Source organism: Roseibium sp. ROS1 (assembly GCF_054658215.1).
Genome location: NZ_BAAGIG010000001.1, coordinates 282,738 through 299,813, shown reverse-complemented (window position 1 = coordinate 299,813; position 17,076 = coordinate 282,738). Strand labels below are relative to the sequence as shown.

Genomic DNA, 17,076 nt, shown 5'->3' with positions numbered 1-17,076 from the left:
ACATGTCCCTGGCGGCTTTTGAAAACGCGGACTCGATCTTTCAGAACCTGAACCCGGCAGAGAGCCGGATGAACCTGGAAACCCGTGTCCAGCAGCATTCAGGCAGTACGATCGACCGCGCGTCTCCGGCAGAGGCCTGTTTGCTGCCCCTGCTGGAAGCTCTCGGTTGGGATGGCATGGAACGCCATCTCTTCGAAGCCCTGCCTCACCTTGAAGGCATAAAGGGCATCTTCGACCTTCGCGCCGTGCTGACCCGGCTGAACTTTCGGGTCACTCCGACCGGACGGTCCGCAAAGCAGCTGACCGCGGAACAGTTTCCCTGCCTGGTGAAACACGGAGACAATCTACTGGTCGGCCTGGGGCGCACGAGCGACGGCCGGTTCCAGGCCTACAGCGGCGAGGCTCATCGCACGGTCGCCATTGCCTTCAGCGAACTCAAGGATGCCGAGATCTTCGTGATCGAGCCGGATGACAGCACCGAAAGCGCCGGTTTCCAGCACTGGTCTTCCCGCCTGTTCCATCAGTTCAGAGGCACGGTGCTGTCGATCATGACCGTCGGCCTGCTGTCGAACATCCTGGCGCTCGGTCTGCCGCTCTTTGTCATGAGCGTTTACGACAAGGCTATCGGCGCCAAATCCGTTTCCGTGCTGGTCACGTTGCTGATCGGCATTGCACTTGTGCTGATCATGGACTGGATGGTCAGAGGCACCAAATCGCATCTCCAGGCCTACCTGGGCGCCAGGCTCGACGCGGTGGTCGCCAACACCACCTTCCGCCATTTCTTGCATCTGCCGCTCCCCCTGATTTCGTCCGCCCCCATCGGAGCGCAGATCACCCGTCTGAAGCAGTTCGACGGTGTGCGTGACGTCTTTCACGGCAATCTCGCCAATGCATTGATCGACCTTCCCTTCTCGGTGATTTTCGTCATGGTTCTCGGCTTCATAGGCGGGCCGCTTGCACTGCTGCCGGCTGGGCTGCTGGTGCTCTATGTCCTGTCGGCCATGCTCATCGTTCCGCGCATGAAACAGGCAATCAATCAGGCCGGCGATGCAAAGTCGCGCATGCAGAACATCACCGTGGAGATCCTGTCGAAGCGAAAGGCCATCCGGGAACTGTCCGCCGACGACATCTGGGTCGAGAAATACCGGGCGATTTCCGCGGACTTTGCGCTGAAGAACCTGAAGACGAGGCAACTGTCGCAGGTCATGCAAGTGGTCTCGCAGATGTTCATGACCCTGTGCGGCATCGGTGTCCTCGGTTTCGGAGCCGTTCTGGTCATGAACCAGGACCTTTCTCAAGGCGCGCTCATTGCTGTCATGGCCCTTTCCTGGCGTGCGCTCAGCCCGATGCATCAGGCCTTTCTCAGCGTATCGCAACTGGGCCAGGCCCAGCAGACGATCGAACGGATCAACAGCCTTCTGAAAATCGAAATGGAACGCCAGCCCGGCAGGCTGCCGAGCCTGCACCGCCAGTTCCAGGGCACGATCCGCTTTTCCAACGTCGTGCTGCGCTACCCTTCCCGCCAGGAACCGGCCTTGCGCAATTTTTCGCTTCAGATGGAGCAGGGATCCGTAACCGCGATCACAGGCCCGAGCGGTTGCGGCAAGACCTCGCTCGTGCGGGCCGTGCTCGGGCTTTATCGACCCCAGATGGGCGCTGTCCTTGTCGACGATCTCGACATCCGCCAGCTCGACCCGGGCGAATGGCGCAACTCCATCGGCTACGCACCGGAACATCACGATTTCTTCTACGGTACGATTGCGCAGAACTTCCGCATGGCCAATCCGCAGGCGGACAACGATCAGGTTCGCAAGGCCTTCGAGGAATTCGGCCTCAACGCCTATGGCGAGCTTCTGCCCCAGGGTGTGGAGACCCGGTTGACCGGCCAGCTGATCGAAGTGCTGCCGGACAACGTCAAACAACGCCTGCTGCTGGCCAGAGCCTTCATGCGCCCTGCCCCGATCTATCTGCTCGATAACCCTGCCGGAAATCTGGATTTCGAAGGCGACAAGTTCCTGATGAAGAAGATCGACCAGGTTCGCGGCAAGTCGACCGTCGTCATCACGACCTACCGCCCCAGCCACATGCGCATGGCAGACAACCTCGTCTACATGCAGAACGGCATGGTGGCGATAGCCGGAGCCCCGAAGGACATCCTTGAAGACGTGCTCAAGCAGCAATCGAAATAACGTAAGGGGCCGCCGCCGGCCCGCCGCAAGACAACCGCCGAGGACTTTCCAATGGCAGCAAAAGACGATCCCGACACACTCCGCAAGGCGGTCTACGGCCGCGTCGGCCTTCCGCTGGAATTGGAAGACGGCGTGCCCCCAGCCTTTTATTCACGCCTCCTCATGGGACTGACCATCGCTACCGGCTTCCTGTTGCTGTGGGCTGCCATCGGCCAGATCCGGGAAGTGGCCAACACGATCGGGGAGATAGCGCCTGCCGGCCAGATTTTGAAAGTGGAGCACCTGGAAGGCGGCATCGTCTCGGAGATCCTTGTTGAGGAAGGCCAGCTGGTACAGGCCGGAGACCCACTCGCCCACCTGGAAAAACAGGATACGACCACGGAACTCGCCCGCATTCAAAGCCGTCTCAGCTATCTGGAACTTGAGGAACGCCGTCTGCTTGCACAGGAATACAGTGATGCCAACACCGTTGGCCTGCGCCTGGACCCGTCGGTGGATGGCCTGAGCACCCAGCAACGGGCTGCCTTGACCGCCAACCGCAAGGCGGTTGCCGACGAACAGGAAGCCTACACCGCGCGTGTCGCCCAGAGGCGTGCCGAAGTGGTCAGCCTGGAGGCACAGGTCGAACTTCAAAAATCACAGGTCGAACTGGAAAAGGAAAAATTCCAGATCCAGGAAGGTTTGCTGAAAGACGGCTACACGTCGCGTCGCCGCTTCCTGGAGGCCAAGGGGGATTTTCAGCGGTCGCAGGTCACACTGGAACAGCTGTTCGGCAATCTCGCACAGGCCCGTGAAATGCTGACCGAAGCCCAGGCCAGCCTCAGTCAGGCCGGCGCCGAAGTGAACCGGGATGTCGCCGACGAGCGCGCCAGGATTGCCCAGGAGCGCGACGAACTGAAACAGGAAATCGCCAAACTGAAAGACCGGCAGGACCGCCTGTTCGTGAAGGCGCCGGTGGCAGGTTACGTCAAGAGCCTTGGCCCGACCGGTCGTGGTGCGGTCGTCAATCCCGGCGATCTGATTGCCGAGATCGTCCCCCTGTCCGAAAACCTCGTTGCCGAGGTGAAGGTCAATCCGAAGGACGTCGGCCATATCAACATCGGCGACAGGGCCGACATCACGATCACCAGCTACGACCCGAACATCTATGGAACCGTGGCCGCGGAAGTGGAGACCATTTCCGCCTCGAGTTTCCAGGACGAATTCGGCGAATACTACTTCAAGGCAACCCTCGCCTTTCCCGGCCAGGTCATCGGCGCCGGTTCACACGAACGGCCGATCCGCCCTGGCATGCAGGTCAACGCCCAAGTGGTCACCGGATCGAAATCGATCCTCCTTTACCTGCTGCACCCTGTAACACGTGCGGCACGAACGATCTTCACAGAGCGCTGAAGTCGAGTTTTCCGGAAATCCTGAAGCCCCGGAAACACTCCGGGGCTTTTTCTTCTTGCAGGTACACCCAGGCTTCTTCCGAGAAAGAGTGGAGGTCGCCGCCCAGGATACAAAAAACCCCGGAGCGAACTCCGGGGTTTTGATGTTTTCACACTTCATTGGCTCAGTGGGTTGCCGGCGTCACCATCGCATAGATCGTGTCATGCACGTTGAGCACGCCGATCGGACGGCCATCGCTGTTGACGATGTTTGCCTCGCCCTCGCCCGTGTCGGCAAAGGTCCGGGCCGCTTCTTCCAGCAGGATGCCGCTGGAAATCGTCGGTCCGTTTTCCAACGTCCGGGACGTATCCATGACCGTATCGACCAGGATCACCCGGCCACGGTTCACTTCCTTGACGAAGTCGGCAATGTAGGCGTCCGCAGGCTTCAGAACGATTTCCTGCCCGGTCCCCTGCTGCACGACTGCCCCGTCGCGCAGGATCGCGATCCTGTCGCCAAGGCGCAGCGCCTCGTCCAGATCGTGGGTGATGAAGACGATGGTCTTGTGCAGCTCTTCCTGAAGGTCGAGAAGCACGGTCTGCATGTCCATGCGGATTAGCGGGTCGAGCGCCGAGAACGCCTCGTCCATCAGCAGAATGTCAGCATCGTTGGTGAGTGCGCGCGCAAGCCCCACACGCTGCTGCATGCCGCCGGACAGCTGGTTGGGATAGTGGTTCTCGAACCCTTCCAGCCCGACGCGGGCAATCCAGCGGGCCGCACGCTCTTCAGCTTCCTTGACCGGCACACCCTGGATTTCCAGACCATAGATGGCGTTCTTCATCACCGTGCGGTGTGGCAGCAGCGCGAACTTCTGGAACACCATCGCCGTCTTGTGGCGGCGGAATTCCCGAAGCTCTGCCTGAGACATCTTGCAGACATCATCGTTGCCATAAAGCACTTCGCCATCGGTCGGGTCGATCAACCGGTTGATATGGCGGATCAAGGTGGATTTGCCCGAGCCGGAAAGGCCCATCACTACCTGGATCTTGCCACCCGGCATGGAGATGTTGATGTCGTTGAGGCCAAGCACATGGTTGAATTTCTCGTTCAACTCGGACTTGGATATGCCGTCCTTGACCTTCTTGACCATCTCCTTGCCGTTCGATCCGAAGATCTTGTAGAGATTCTTGATCTCGATACCCGTTGCCTCAGCCATGAAGCACCTCCGAATGTTTTTGAAGGCGTTTTCCATATGCCTGTGTTGCCCGGTCGAATATGATAGCGATCGCGACAATCGCTAGACCGTTCTGAACCCCCATGAAGAAATACTGGTTTGCGATAGCGTTCAGGACAGGCTGCCCAAGCCCTTTGACCCCGATCAGGGCCGCGACAACAACCATGGCCAGTGCCATCATGATTGTCTGGTTGATCCCCGCCATGATGGTTGGTAGCGCCAAGGGCAACTGAACATTGACTAGCTTTTGCCATGGGCTGGATCCAAACGCATCGGCAGCCTCAAGGACATCCTGATCGACAAGGCGGATTCCAAGATTCGTCAATCGGATAGTCGGCGGGATAGCATACACAACGATCGCGATCAGGCCGGCAACTTTACCAATTCCGAAAATCATCACGACCGGAATGAGGTAGACGAAGCTCGGCATCGTCTGCATCAGGTCCAAAATGGGGTTGATCCAGCCTTGAACCCGTTCCGAGCGCGACATCAAAATGCCAAGCGGGATTCCCAAAAGAATAGCCAACATGGTACAGACCGTGACCATGGCGATGGTCCGCATGGTGTCTTCCCACATACCGAATACACCGATCAGGACGAGTGAAAAGAGTGATCCGGCAACGATCTTGTAGTTCCGGCTCATCAGGAAGACGATGCTGAGAAGAACAGCCAGCACAATTGGCCAAGGTGACGAAATCAGTAGGTCTTCCAGCCAGATGAGAAAATCTTTCAGGGGATCGAAAGCGTGTTCGATCGCTTCGCCATAGGCCCCCAGAAAAGTGTCAACTGTGCCGTCGATCGTCACGCGAATGTCTCGCAACGTACCCCTGCTTAACGAAGGAAATTCAATCCAATCCATCTAACCAATCCTGATGGTATTCTTTTTGCCCCATATGGAAAGGGCCGCACCTGCTGGGGCGGCCCTTCTACTTATTGCCGGCTCAGAGTGCCGACTTGACCTTTTCGGCCGTTTCCGGGCTAACCCACTTGGTCCAGACATCCTCGAAGTTTTCGAGGAAGTAGTAGGCACCATCTTCATTGGTCGCCTGGTTGTCGGTCATCCAGGCAAGAACCTTGCCGGCCGTCCGGTTATCCCAGGTGCGGCCCTTGATGTACTCCATGGCCGGGCCTGCCTTGTTGGCAAAGTCGTCGGTGACGACGGTAAAGACTTCAGACTTCACCCAAGAGTTCGGCTTAGGCTCCGGGCAGTCCTCGATCACGGTGCAGGTGTCCCACTCTTCCTTGTCATGCGGGACTTCGAAGTCGAGCAGGGTCATGTCGTACTTGCCGAGGATCGCGGTCGGTGCCCAATAGTAACCGAGCCAGCCTTCCTTGCGCTCGTTGGCTTTTGCGAGTGAGCCATCGAGACCGGCAGCAGAACCCGGATCAACCAGTTCGAAACCGCCCTTGTCGAAGCCGAAGGCACGGAACAGGTTTCCGGTTGTGATGCGGCAGTTCCAGCCGGTCGGACACGTGAAGAAGGCACCCTTGCTTTCGTCTTCCGCGCCAGGGAACAGTTCTGGATGTGCAAGAGCGTCCTTCACTGTGTAAATATTATGCTCTTCGGCGATATAGGTCGGAACCCAGAAGCCTTCGACACCGCCTTCGTTCAGGATTTCACCGCCAATGATCAGGGAGCCTTCGGCAACTTCCTTGTCGAGAGGCTCGCGCACGGCGTTGATCCAGAGTTCCGGCGCCATGTCCGGCTTCCCTTTGGAGCTCATGGAGGTGAAGGTTGGCATCGTGTCGCCTGTGACCAGTTCGACGTCGCAGCCGTAACCATTTTCCAGAATGATCTTGTCGATCTGCGCGATAGCACCTGCCGACGCCCAGTTCATTTCCGCAACGGTGACCGTGCCGCACTCTTCTGCCATGGCGGACGAGGCCATGCCGATAAGAGCGGTCGCGGCGACCGAGACAAACAACTTCTTCATGAGGATGCTCCTGTGCAGTCTGTTTGCTTGAGATTGAATTGGGCGCGGCGCGCGAAAGCTTCCGTGAAAGCAATCACCTCCCTGCGCGTCCAATGGAAAAGAATAACGAGTTGAGAACAGAATTGAGCCGTGAAGGCTTCTAGATTAAATCTTATTAATTCAGCCTTCATTTGACGCATATACGTTGTTCTTGCTCGAAATAAGCCTGACCGCCGTCTCTACTTGAGAAGAAGGTCATACTCGGTATTTGTACCGAGCTCAGGCCCAACGACCAATACAATTGCATTAAGAGGCTCCTAGCACAACAGTATAGTCGCAATTCCCATACCATTCATACGTCAAATTTCGTGAACATGCCTGCAAACGACATTTTAGTGCCGGTATTCGTCATGACACATAATTTTCTTACTATGACAGTGATTCTTTTCACCCTTAAAAGGTGTTTAAACTCAATAAGATCAACCAGTAAGTGCCGAATTTAACCATATGTACTGATGACCTGATCGCGCAACACCTTGTGCACGAGGTCGGCAAGTACCGGTGCGGCACAAGTGTGCTTTCGCAAGAAAACCATTTCGCGTCCGGCCCCGCCCTGAAGATCTTTCAAGGTCATTTCCGGACCATGCATCCGCAACCCTTGCCAGACGGGCAAAATCGCCTGTCCTGCTCCCTGAGACACCATCTGCGCGATCGTTTCCGGAGCATCGAGCTCACAAAGGATGTGTTCTTCGCCAACCAACGCGCCAAAATCCGCCCAGAGTTTGCGGCCGCCCCACGATTGCCTGTCATAGACAATCCAGGGCAGCTTTCCGGCCTCGGTTTTGGATAGATCGCGTTCGGGCGGCAAGGCATGAACGATAGCCTGAGCCTCCAGTGTTCTGCAGATGATGTCCTTGGGCAATTCAAATGGGGCGGCAACCGTAATGGCCGCGTCCAACGCCCCGCTGCGCAATCCTTCGTAAAGATCGGCCGACGTGCCGGGCCGAACGGTCAGCACCGCCTGAGGCGCCTTTTGCCGGAACTGCTGGATGACCGCGGGCACGTTGTCCGAAAGGGCCGTCGATACCGCCCCAAGCCGAAATGGACCGCTTAACCCATCAGCATCTATGCGGTTTGTCAGCTGCTCCGCGTCCCGCACAAGGCGACGTGCTGCAGGCAACAGCCGGAAACAGGTTTCGGTCGGCAGGGCTGCGTGTGCCGTTCGGTTGAGAAGCATTGCCCCCAATTCGGCTTCAAGCACACGAATACGCTGGCTGACGGCAGCGGCCGTGAGCCCCTGCTGCCGCGCAGCCGCAGCAATGGATCCGGTTTCGGCAACGGCCAGCAGGCTTTCAAGAAATCGGGTGTCCAAAACATTTTCCTTCGCTCAGAAGCAGAAAAACATCTTAAATGTTTTGAATCGGATCTGCTACTCAACATCCGTTTTCAAAGGAGCCGAGCGATGCAACCCTGTTTTCACCTTGCCTATCACGTAACCGATCTGGACGAAGCCCGCGCGTTCTACGGCGGCCTGCTTGGCTGCAAGGAAGGCCGCAGCACGCAGACCTGGGTCGACTTCAACTTCTTCGGCCATCAGGTGTCCCTCCATCTCGGCAAGCCTTTCGAGACGACCAACACCGGCAAGGTCGGTGATCACATGGTGCCGATGCCGCACCTGGGCGTGGTGCTGGACATGGAGACCTGGAAGACGCTTGCGCAAAAACTGACAGACGCTAACCTCGCCTTCGTCATCGCCCCGACCGTCCGGTTCGAGGGCCAACCCGGCGAGCAGAGCACCATGTTTTTCAAGGACCCTTCCGGCAACCCAATCGAAATCAAGGGCTTTGCCGATGAAGCCGGGGTTTTCGCCGCATGAGGCCCGTCGTTCCCTTTGTTTCCTCTGCAAGCCCTGATGAGCGCCAGAGCTGGCGCGAAGCACTGCCGAAGGCGCTCGACGGCATCGCCGAGGTCAAGCTGTTCGAAGACCTGACGGAAGACCAACGATCTGAAGCGCGCGTTGCCATCGTCGCCAATCCCGACCCCGCCAATGTGGCGGCACTTCCCAATCTGGTCTGGGTACAAAGCCTGTGGGCCGGGGTGGAGCGCCTGATGGGTGAGCTTCCCGCAAACGGTCCGAAAATCGTCCGCCTGACGGATCCGCAAATGGCGGAAACCATGTCGGAAGCGGTTCTTGCCTGGACGCTTTACCTGCACAGGAGCATGCCCCGATACATTGCCCAGCAGCGGCAGAAGGTCTGGCAGGACCATGTACTCGAACGTCCACAGGAACGCACGGTTGGTGTTCTGGGTCTTGGCAAGCTCGGCGCAGCCGCCGCCATGCGGATGAAAGCCAACGGCTTCAACGTGCTCGGCTGGAGCCGTACCGAAAAATCAATTGAAGGCATAGCCTGCCGGCATGGTCGCGCCGGGCTTCTGGAGGTGCTCGGCCAGTCCGATTTCATCGTCCTGCTGATGCCGCTGACGGATGAAACACGCGGATTGCTCGGCCAGGACGAGCTGAGCGCCTGCAAGAAGGGCGCCTCGATCATCAACTTCGCCCGAGGCCCTATTATCGACACTGCCGCTCTCATCAACAAACTCGACAACGGCCCGCTCGGCCATGCCGTTCTCGACGTCTTCGATGAAGAGCCCCTGCCACCGTCAAGTCCGCTGTGGGATCATGACAAGGTCACGGTGCTGCCGCACATATCCGCCCCGACCATCATCAGCACAGCGTCCAGGATCGTGGCAGACAACATCGGCCGGTATTTTGAAGACGGTACGGTTCCCCCAGCCGTCGACCGGGACCGTGGATACTGAAATTTGATCCGCTCTCCGTCGCAATAGTGTCAAGGATCAGCCTCTAATCAGGCGACAACCGTTTCGTCTCCTTCAAAGGTGTTTCATGACCGATCTCCCAATTCTTGGTGCCGCGCTGACAGTCGACGCGCTGGAAACCCATCGCAATCTGATGCTGGACAAACCGCGGGATCTGGAACTTCAGGACTTTTGGCCGGCCGAAGTGCTGAACGGTGACTGGAAACCGATTGTCGAGAAGGCCCAAAAACTGCTGGACGGCCATCAGGGCCGTGTCGGCATTCACGGCCCCTTCTTCGGCTTCACCGTCGACAGCATGGACGTGGATGTCCGCGAGATCGTACGCAAGCGCCTGTTGCAGGGGCTGGAAGTCTGCGAGGCACTGGGTGGCACCCATATGGTCGTGCACAGCCCCTATACGACCTGGGACTTCAACAACCTCGACAATTATGAAAATGCCCGGCAGCGCAAGATAGAGCTCTGTCACCTGACCATGAGCGACGCAGTCAAGCGGGCGGAAGATATCGGCTGCGAACTCGTCATCGAGAACATCGAGGACAAGGACCCTTATGCCCGGATAGAGCTTGCCGAGAGCTTCGGTTCACAGGCGGTGAAAATCTCTATCGATACCGGACACGCTCACTATGCTCATGGCACGACTGGCGCCCCGCCGGTCGATTACTACGTCAGGGCCGCCGGCAATCGTCTGCGCCATATCCACCTGCAGGACGCGGATGGATACGCCGACCGCCACTGGACGCTTGGGCAGGGCACCATCAACTGGCACTCCGTGTTCGGCGCGCTTTCCAAACTCGAGAGTGATCCGCGCCTGATCATTGAACTGCGCGACCATTCCGGCCTGCCGGCATCAATTGCAAACATGGCGGCACTTGGATTGGCGCAGTAACCACCAGGACGGCACTGCGAGGCGGCGCATATCCGTGCGCCGTCTTTGCGGACAAGTGCTTCGCAGGGCGCACGCCGAGCCGCAATGACGCCCAGGCGAAAGCCTGAGCGTCTGATTTTTTGGCCTCAGCCCATCGCCCAGGGGCCGTGGTAGCCGCCGCCGTCCTTGTCGGTGCGTTCAAAGCCATGCGCGCCGAAGAAATCGCGCTGGCCCTGAAGCATGTTTGCGGTGGAACGGCCTGTGCGCATGATGTCGAAATAGGACAGCGCCGCCGAAAGGGCCGGTACCGGCAAACCATGCAGCGCGGACTGGGCAACGACCTGGCGAAGCATCGCTTCGGTTTCCTTCAGCTTTGCCGAGAAGAACGGCGCCAGCATCAGGTTGCGTTCAGCATCGTCGGATAGTGCGGACGACATGTCGTTCAGCATGGACGAGCGAATGATGCAGCCGTTACGCCAGATCTTGGCGATTTCCGGCAGAGGCATTGCCCAGCCATATTGTTTGGCCGCTTCCAGGATCAGACCGAAGCCTTGCGCATAACAGATGATCTTGCCGGCAACGAGAGCTGCTTCCAGCGCATCGATCGTCACGGCCTCGCGGTCCATGCCGCTCGGAGCCGCGCCAAATTCGGCTTCGCCTTCCTTGCGCTCCTCATACCGCGCGGACATGTTGCGCACGGCAACGGCCGCCTCGATAGCGCTTGCCGGGGTGCCCAGCATCAGTGCCTCGATGGCCGTCCAGCGACCGGTGCCTTTCTGGCCGGCCTTGTCCAGGATGATGTCGAGCATCGGTCTGCCGGTGTCCGGATCCGCCGTCTTGGCAACCTTGCCGGAAATCTCGATCAGGTAGGACTGCAGGATGCCGCCATTCCACTTCTCGAAGACATCCCCGATCTCTGAAGCCGACATGCCGAAACCGTCGCGCATGACGCCGTAGACTTCGGCAATCATCTGCATGTCGGCATACTCGATGCCGTTGTGGACTGTCTTGACCAGATGACCCGCGCCCGCTTCACCCAGAAAGGCCGCGCAGGGCGTTTCTTCGTGTTTGGCGGAAATCGCTTCCAGAATATGGCCGACCTGATCCCAGGCGTCCTTCGCACCGCCGCCCATGATGGACGGACCGAAGCGCGCGCCTTCCTCGCCACCGGAAACACCGATCCCCATGAAGCGAGGGCCTTTTTCGGCGGCTTCCGCCGCGCGGCGGTTCGTGTCGTGGTAATTGGCATTGCCCGCATCGATGATGAGATCGCCTGCATCGAGCAGCGGCCGCAGAGCCTCGATCTGTGCATCGACCGCTTCACCGGCCGGAACCATCAGGATCACCGCGCGCGGGGTCTTGATGGATGCAACGAAGTCTTCCAGCGTCTTGGTCGGAACCAGTTTCGGCGCGAGTTCCCCGGCCTTCGCCATGAATTGGTCGGTCTTCTCCGTGGTCCGGTTGAACACCGCGATCTGAAAGCCATGTTCGGCAATATTGAGCGCAAGGTTGCCACCCATGGTACCGAGACCGATCAGGCCGATTTCCGCGGCCGCGCCGTTTGAGCTCATGAACATGCCTTTCATAAATCGATTAATGTCTGGTGGGGCGGTGATAGCCGACAAGCTGCCCAACGGCAATGTCTGGTTGGGGCAAGACCGTGTAAAATCCGATCAGCCGAAAGCACTTGACAGATGATCCACCAGCAGGCGAACGCGCTTGGGGATGAACCGTCGTGACGGCAGGACCGCAAAGAGCGGCAGCTCCGGCAGATCGACCGGACACGCAGCCTCGGCCAAGCGTCCATCCGCCAGGAATTCGGCACACATCGATTTCGGCAAGATACCCGCCACACCGCCATTCAGCACCAGGGCCAGCGCAAGCTGCAGGTTCCGCGTCCTGTAAACAGGGGCGCCTCCTCCTTGCCCCGCTTCCTCCAGCACTTCGGCGGGATCGATCACCCGTCCTGACTTCAACAGCTCGCCGAACGACGCCTCTTCCATGAGCTCCGGCCGGGCAACAAGAACAAGGAAACTGGAGGCGATCTTGCGGACGATGACACTTTCCGATGCAACCCGGTTGCCGCGGAGGGCGAAGTCGAACCGCTCGCCGGTCAGATCAACGGGGCGATCGCTGACATGCACTTCGATCCGGACTTCCGGATATCGCAAATTGAAGCTGGCCATCGCCTCTGCCAGAACATCCAGCGGCAGGTCGACCGGGACGGACACACGCACCATCCCCTGCGGTACCTGCGCCGATTTCAGCTGTTCTCCGGCCTCCTCCAGATCCCGCAAGGCCGGCTGCACTTTTTCCCGGTAGGCCTCGCCCTCCACCGTCAGGCGCACCTGCCTGGTCGTGCGCTGGAACAGGGCGACGCCAAGCTCTTCCTCCAGTGCCTTGATACGAGCTGTAACTGTGGACCTCGGCAAGTCGAGCTGCCGGGCGGCAGCAGCGAAACTGCCAAGACTGGCCACTTCAACAAAGGTTTCCAGATGTGCCAGTGTTGTCATTGCGCGATATTTTCAGCCAGACTGTTCATTTTTATACAGCTACACCGAACAATATCTGCGGTCTACCTACAACGCACCATCAACGGTCCCAAGAGGTATTCCCATGAAACGGCGCAGTTTTCTGAAGTCAGCCGGCACCATGTCACTGGCTGCTCCGGCAATCTTGACCGGTGTTTCGTCCGCTCCCGCAAGAACCGCAACAGGATCTCCCCGGCTCGACATCACCTGGCTCGGCGGTGCAACGATGCTGATCGAATGCGGGGACCTCATCCTCCTGACCGATCCGGCTTTCGGCGAAGGTGAGGAAGCTTTCCGCATGGGTGATCCCAACCAGATGTTCGATCTCGCCACGGGACCCGATGTGGTGACACACAAACGGCTGACCCCGTTTCGCGGTGTCGATCTTTCCAGGGTGGATCAAGTCCTGCTGTCCCACCTGCATGAAGATCATTTCGACCAGACGGCGGAAAGCGCAATTGCCCCGGACATGCCGTTCCTCGTTCCCTCTCATGACCGGGAGCGATTGACCGCAAAGGGGTTCACGCAGGTTCAGGTAGCAGACTGGATGGAACCTCACGTGATCACCAAGGGCGACGTCACGCTCTCGCTGACCGCACTACCTGCCGAACACTCGGAAAACCCGGAGATTGCCTCGCTGCTTGGCCCAGGTAACGGCTACTGGCTGGAGATCCGCCAGGGCGACTGGGCAAAGTCGATCTATTGGACCGGTGATACCTTCCCGACGCCAAATGTCCTCGACGCGCTCAAGGGCTTCGGATCGCCGGACGTGTTCATTCCACATCTTGGCGGCGTCGGCACTTCAGGACCTCTCGGGCAGATCAGCATGGGCGCTAATCATGCCGCCGATTTCGTGGATAGGCTCCGGCCTGGCAAGGTGCTGCCGATCCATCACTCCACTTACGCGCTCTATCTTGAACCCGTCACCAGCCTGCCGACTGCGCTTGCCGGCAAGACGCAAGGCCTGGATCTTGTTTCGGAAGGCACCTGCGTAAGTTACGTCTGACTACGAAAACAACGGGGCACCGGCGTCTCCAAAGGAGATGCCGGCTGCCGCAAACGCCTCTCACAAAATAAACTTAGCCGGCTAAATTACCCGTAAAAAGACTCGCTGCCTGAATAAAACTGTCATGTAGAGCTGATAGGCGATTTTCATCCGCAACCCTTTTGCTGCTCTGTGCAAAGGATCTGTCACATGAAAAAGCTTCTGATCGCAGCCGGCCTCCTGGCCGCGGCATCCGCCTCCGCTTACGCCGAAGATGTTACCGGCAAGCTCGTGCTCTACACCTCCCAGCCGAACGCCGACGCCCAGGCAACCGTCGATGCCTTCACCGCGGCGCATCCGGGCGTTGAGGTCGAGTGGGTCCGTGACGGCACCACCAAGATCATTGCGAAGCTGCTGGCCGAATTCGAAGCCGGTGCGCCGAAGCCGGACGTACTGCTGATCGCCGACATGGTGACCATGGAGAGCCTGAAGCAGGAAGGTCGTCTGATGGCGCATGAGGCGGCCGACGTTTCCGCCTACGATCCGGCGATCATGGACAAGGACAAGAGCTACTTCTCCACCAAGCTGATCACCACCGGCATCATGTACAACACCAACGCGCCGATGAAGCCGACGTCCTACAAGGATCTCCTGAAGCCGGAAGCAAAGGACAAGCTGGCAATGCCGTCGCCGCTGACCTCCGGCGCCGCGACCATCCACATGACTGCGCTGACCTCCAACCAGGAGCTTGGCTGGGCCTATTACGAAGGCCTCGCAGACCAGGGCGCCAACCCGCAGGGCGGCAATGGCGGCGTCTACAAGGCGATTGCCGGTGGCGAGAAACTCTACGGCTTCGTCGTCGACTTCCTGCCGATCCGCGAAAAGGTAAAAGGCGCACCGGTTGAGTTCGTCTTCCCGGAAGAAGGCGTCTCCGCCGTCACCGAGCCGGTTGCGATCCTCTCCACTGCCCAGAACCCGGATGCCGCCAAGGCATTTGTCGACTTCCTGATTTCCGAAGACGGTCAGAAGCTTGCCGCATCCCAGGGCTATCTGCCGGCGCACCCGGGCGTCCCGGCTCCGGAGGGCTTCCCCGCTCGCGACCAGATCAAGCTCATGGATTTCGATCCGGCCAAGGCCCTGGAACAGGACCAGGCTGACAAGATGAAATTCTCCGAGATCTTCGGCGGGTAAGGCCAACGCCTCCTTTCGACAACGGGCAGCGTGGCGGAAGCCTCGCTGCTTTTTTCCGTTCCCCCGTCAATCCGGACAAATGCAGCGTTGCTCATGCTGATCCGGAATCCAGACATCAGCATGAGCAAAGCGAATTCTGTTCCGTTTGGAATTTGGCCGCGCCTCCGGCGCGAAACATGTCTGGATTCCGGATCATCGCTCGGCTACGCCTCACTTGTCCGGAATGACTGCGAGAAGCAACGGCAAATCCCTGTGCAGCTATCGAAGCTTTCCGAAAAGACCTCCCTCCTCGCGCTTGTTCTCGGTGCAACGCTGATCTGCGGCCTGCCGCTGCTGCTCTTGTTCAAGACCGGGCTGACGAATGATGGCGGTCTCGACCTGGGCCCGTTGATGGAAGCCGTGCAGAGCCGGTCGGTCCGAAGCGCGCTGTGGCATTCCGTTGAGAGCAGTTTCTTGTCGGCACTGGCAGCAACCGCACTCGGCACCCTGCTCGCACTCCTGATCGGCCTCACCGATATTCGCGCCAAGGGCCTGCTGGTCTTCCTGATCCTGCTGCCGATGATGATCCCGCCGCATGTAACGGCTATTGCCTGGATACAGGCGCTCGGCCCGGGCAGTCCGGTGTTGCGCTGGCTTGGGCTGGCTCCGGAACTCGGCTCCACCCACCCTCTCTACTCCCGTGAAGGCCTCGTCCTGCTGCTGACCCTGCAGCACAGCCCGCTGGTGTTCCTGCTGGTCCGTGCCGCGTTGAGATCGTTTCCGCGCGAACTCTCAGACGCGGCCCGCGTTTCCGGCTCCGGAAGCTTCTTGATGTTGCGCAGGATCACCTTGCCGTTGCTCGCGCCATCCCTGCTGGCCGGTTTTGCGCTCGCCTTCGTTGCCGCACTTGGCAATTTCGGCATCAATGCCCTGATCGGCATTCCGGCACGCTACACCACCTTGCCCGTTCTGGTCTGGCGAAGGCTGGCAAGCTTCGGTCCGGATGTCCTGCCAAACGTGGCGGTAATTTCGGTTATCCTGGCCGTTGTCGCCCTTGCGGCGATCCTGCTGCAAGGTGTGCTGCAGCGGCGCCTGCGCACCAGCCTCATCGGTCTGCCGCAAGACCCTCTGGCGATCTCTCTTGGCCGCAAGCGTCCCTTTGTGGAAGCCACTCTCTGGCTGTTCGTCGCCTTCGTGCTGCTGCTGCCGGCAAGCTCGTTGCTGGCGACCTCGCTGGTTCGCACTTACGGCCTGCCGCTGTCTGCAGAAACCCTGACACTCGAAAACTTCACCGAGGTGCTCTGGCGCCAGTCCGTCACGCTCAGGGCCTTCGCCAACTCAACTCTCGTTGCCGGGGTTGCCGCACTTGTCATTGCTGTCATCAGCCTGTTCCTGGCCTATTTCCTCGCCCATCGGAAGTCGGCTCACAGAACCTGGGCGAACCTTGCGCTCACACAGTCGGAAATCGCCTTTGCCGTGCCCGGCCTGGTGATGTCGATCGCCTTCATCCTGGCGTTCATCCGCCCCCTGCCGCTTTTGAACATCTCGCTCTACGGCACCCTCTGGATAATCCTGATTGCCTATGTCTCCGTTTTCCTGGCGGTGGGCCTGAAACCAGTTGCCGCCGCCTTCCTGCAAATGGATGGTTCATTGGAAGATGCGGCTCGGGTGGCTGGCGCCGGGTTCTACCGGCGCATGACAAGGATCTTCACCCCGCTCGCAGCTCCCGCGGCTGCCTCCGGTGCAATTCTGGTGTTCCTGACCGCTTACAACGAGGTCACGGTCTCCGCCCTGCTCTGGTCGACCGGCAACGAGACCATCGGCACGACAATCTTCAACTACGAAGACGGCGGCTACACTACGCTTGCCGCCGCCATGTCGGTTGTGGTCGTCGCCGCAACGATTTTGATCATGCTGACAATGAATGCACTGGCCCGCAGGGTTCCAGCCGGGACGATCCCCTGGAAGGATTGAGGGATA

At 59.1% G+C, this 17,076-nt stretch carries 14 protein-coding genes; 8 read left to right on the top strand and 6 right to left on the bottom strand.

Annotated features, from left to right (window positions below):
* Positions 1-2 precede the first annotated feature (2 nt).
* Both ACYQ6M_RS01330 and ACYQ6M_RS01325 read left to right on the top strand, forming a co-directional pair.
* A complete protein-coding gene (locus tag ACYQ6M_RS01330; RefSeq protein ID WP_023003358.1) occupies positions 3-2,189 on the top strand; it encodes a peptidase domain-containing ABC transporter in 2,187 nt (728 codons plus the stop codon).
* 51 nt (positions 2,190-2,240) lie between these two features.
* The gene (locus ACYQ6M_RS01325) at positions 2,241-3,581 is read left to right on the top strand and encodes an HlyD family type I secretion periplasmic adaptor subunit (RefSeq protein WP_055661245.1); all 1,341 of its coding nucleotides are present in this window, start codon (positions 2,241-2,243) and stop codon (positions 3,579-3,581) included.
* Positions 3,582-3,744: 163 nt separating this feature from the next.
* Here ACYQ6M_RS01325 and ACYQ6M_RS01320 read toward each other — a convergent pair whose 3' ends face one another.
* From ACYQ6M_RS01320 to ACYQ6M_RS01305, 4 genes are all read right to left on the bottom strand, one after another.
* Complete coding sequence (locus ACYQ6M_RS01320) at positions 3,745-4,776, bottom strand: quaternary amine ABC transporter ATP-binding protein (protein ID WP_055661244.1); 1,032 nt, start codon at positions 4,774-4,776, stop codon at positions 3,745-3,747.
* On the bottom strand, positions 4,769-5,653 hold the full coding sequence (locus ACYQ6M_RS01315) for an ABC transporter permease (RefSeq protein WP_055661243.1): 885 nt from the start codon (positions 5,651-5,653) through the stop codon (positions 4,769-4,771). Before ACYQ6M_RS01315 ends, ACYQ6M_RS01320 begins: the two co-directional genes overlap by 8 nt.
* 82 nt (positions 5,654-5,735) lie before the next feature.
* On the bottom strand, positions 5,736-6,728 hold the full coding sequence (locus tag ACYQ6M_RS01310; protein WP_055661242.1) for an ABC transporter substrate-binding protein: 993 nt from the start codon (positions 6,726-6,728) through the stop codon (positions 5,736-5,738).
* Positions 6,729-7,206: 478 nt separating this feature from the next.
* Positions 7,207-8,079: a LysR family transcriptional regulator gene (locus ACYQ6M_RS01305; RefSeq protein ID WP_460071677.1), complete on the bottom strand. Its 873-nt coding sequence runs from the start codon at positions 8,077-8,079 to the stop codon at positions 7,207-7,209.
* Positions 8,080-8,169: 90 nt separating this feature from the next.
* Here ACYQ6M_RS01305 and ACYQ6M_RS01300 point away from each other — a divergent pair, with 90 nt between their 5' ends.
* The 3 genes from ACYQ6M_RS01300 (at position 8,170) to ACYQ6M_RS01290 (ending at position 10,431) form a co-directional block, all read left to right on the top strand.
* Positions 8,170-8,583, top strand: coding sequence for a VOC family protein (locus ACYQ6M_RS01300; protein ID WP_023003365.1), 414 nt, complete (start codon positions 8,170-8,172; stop codon positions 8,581-8,583).
* A complete protein-coding gene (locus ACYQ6M_RS01295; protein ID WP_460071674.1) occupies positions 8,580-9,527 on the top strand; it encodes a 2-hydroxyacid dehydrogenase in 948 nt (315 codons plus the stop codon). The genes ACYQ6M_RS01300 and ACYQ6M_RS01295 overlap by 4 nt, the downstream gene beginning before the upstream one ends.
* Positions 9,528-9,612: 85 nt before the next feature.
* Positions 9,613-10,431 carry a sugar phosphate isomerase/epimerase family protein gene (locus tag ACYQ6M_RS01290; RefSeq protein WP_228871386.1) on the top strand — a complete coding sequence of 273 codons (819 nt, stop codon included), beginning with the start codon at positions 9,613-9,615 and terminating at the stop codon, positions 10,429-10,431.
* Positions 10,432-10,556: 125 nt separating this feature from the next.
* Here ACYQ6M_RS01290 and gndA read toward each other — a convergent pair whose 3' ends face one another.
* Together gndA and ACYQ6M_RS01280 are read right to left on the bottom strand one after the other, a co-directional pair.
* Positions 10,557-11,981 (bottom strand): NADP-dependent phosphogluconate dehydrogenase, encoded by a 1,425-nt coding sequence (gndA, locus tag ACYQ6M_RS01285; RefSeq protein WP_208992384.1) that lies wholly within the window; start codon positions 11,979-11,981, stop codon positions 10,557-10,559.
* A gap of 102 nt (positions 11,982-12,083) precedes the next feature.
* Positions 12,084-12,923 (bottom strand): LysR family transcriptional regulator, encoded by an 840-nt coding sequence (locus ACYQ6M_RS01280; protein WP_460071671.1) that lies wholly within the window; start codon positions 12,921-12,923, stop codon positions 12,084-12,086.
* A 103-nt stretch (positions 12,924-13,026) separates the two neighbouring features.
* On the opposite strand from ACYQ6M_RS01280, the gene ACYQ6M_RS01275 reads away from it, so the two are divergent.
* The 3 genes from ACYQ6M_RS01275 to ACYQ6M_RS01265 all read left to right on the top strand — a co-directional run bounded on the left by ACYQ6M_RS01275 (position 13,027) and on the right by ACYQ6M_RS01265 (position 17,070).
* Complete coding sequence (locus tag ACYQ6M_RS01275; protein WP_460071669.1) at positions 13,027-13,947, top strand: MBL fold metallo-hydrolase; 921 nt, start codon at positions 13,027-13,029, stop codon at positions 13,945-13,947.
* Between the two features lie 189 nt (positions 13,948-14,136).
* The gene (locus ACYQ6M_RS01270; RefSeq protein WP_460071667.1) at positions 14,137-15,117 is read left to right on the top strand and encodes an ABC transporter substrate-binding protein; all 981 of its coding nucleotides are present in this window, start codon (positions 14,137-14,139) and stop codon (positions 15,115-15,117) included.
* 252 nt (positions 15,118-15,369) lie between these two features.
* A complete protein-coding gene (locus ACYQ6M_RS01265; protein WP_460071665.1) occupies positions 15,370-17,070 on the top strand; it encodes an ABC transporter permease in 1,701 nt (566 codons plus the stop codon).
* The last annotated feature ends 6 nt before the right edge of the window (positions 17,071-17,076 follow it).

Bases quoted from the DNA above. Each gene is read 5' to 3' on its own strand.
- ACYQ6M_RS01330 (WP_023003358.1), top strand. From the start codon at position 3: ATGTCCCTGGCGGCTTTTGAAAACGCGGACTCGATCTTTCAGAACCTG.
- ACYQ6M_RS01325 (WP_055661245.1), top strand. From the start codon at position 2,241: ATGGCAGCAAAAGACGATCCCGACACACTCCGCAAGGCGGTCTACGGC.
- ACYQ6M_RS01320 (WP_055661244.1), bottom strand. From the start codon at position 4,776: ATGGCTGAGGCAACGGGTATCGAGATCAAGAATCTCTACAAGATCTTC.
- ACYQ6M_RS01315 (WP_055661243.1), bottom strand. From the start codon at position 5,653: ATGGATTGGATTGAATTTCCTTCGTTAAGCAGGGGTACGTTGCGAGAC.
- ACYQ6M_RS01310 (WP_055661242.1), bottom strand. From the start codon at position 6,728: ATGAAGAAGTTGTTTGTCTCGGTCGCCGCGACCGCTCTTATCGGCATG.
- ACYQ6M_RS01300 (WP_023003365.1), top strand. From the start codon at position 8,170: ATGCAACCCTGTTTTCACCTTGCCTATCACGTAACCGATCTGGACGAA.
- ACYQ6M_RS01295 (WP_460071674.1), top strand. From the start codon at position 8,580: ATGAGGCCCGTCGTTCCCTTTGTTTCCTCTGCAAGCCCTGATGAGCGC.
- ACYQ6M_RS01290 (WP_228871386.1), top strand. From the start codon at position 9,613: ATGACCGATCTCCCAATTCTTGGTGCCGCGCTGACAGTCGACGCGCTG.
- gndA (WP_208992384.1), bottom strand. From the start codon at position 11,981: ATGAGCTCAAACGGCGCGGCCGCGGAAATCGGCCTGATCGGTCTCGGT.
- ACYQ6M_RS01280 (WP_460071671.1), bottom strand. From the start codon at position 12,923: ATGACAACACTGGCACATCTGGAAACCTTTGTTGAAGTGGCCAGTCTT.
- ACYQ6M_RS01275 (WP_460071669.1), top strand. From the start codon at position 13,027: ATGAAACGGCGCAGTTTTCTGAAGTCAGCCGGCACCATGTCACTGGCT.
- ACYQ6M_RS01270 (WP_460071667.1), top strand. From the start codon at position 14,137: ATGAAAAAGCTTCTGATCGCAGCCGGCCTCCTGGCCGCGGCATCCGCC.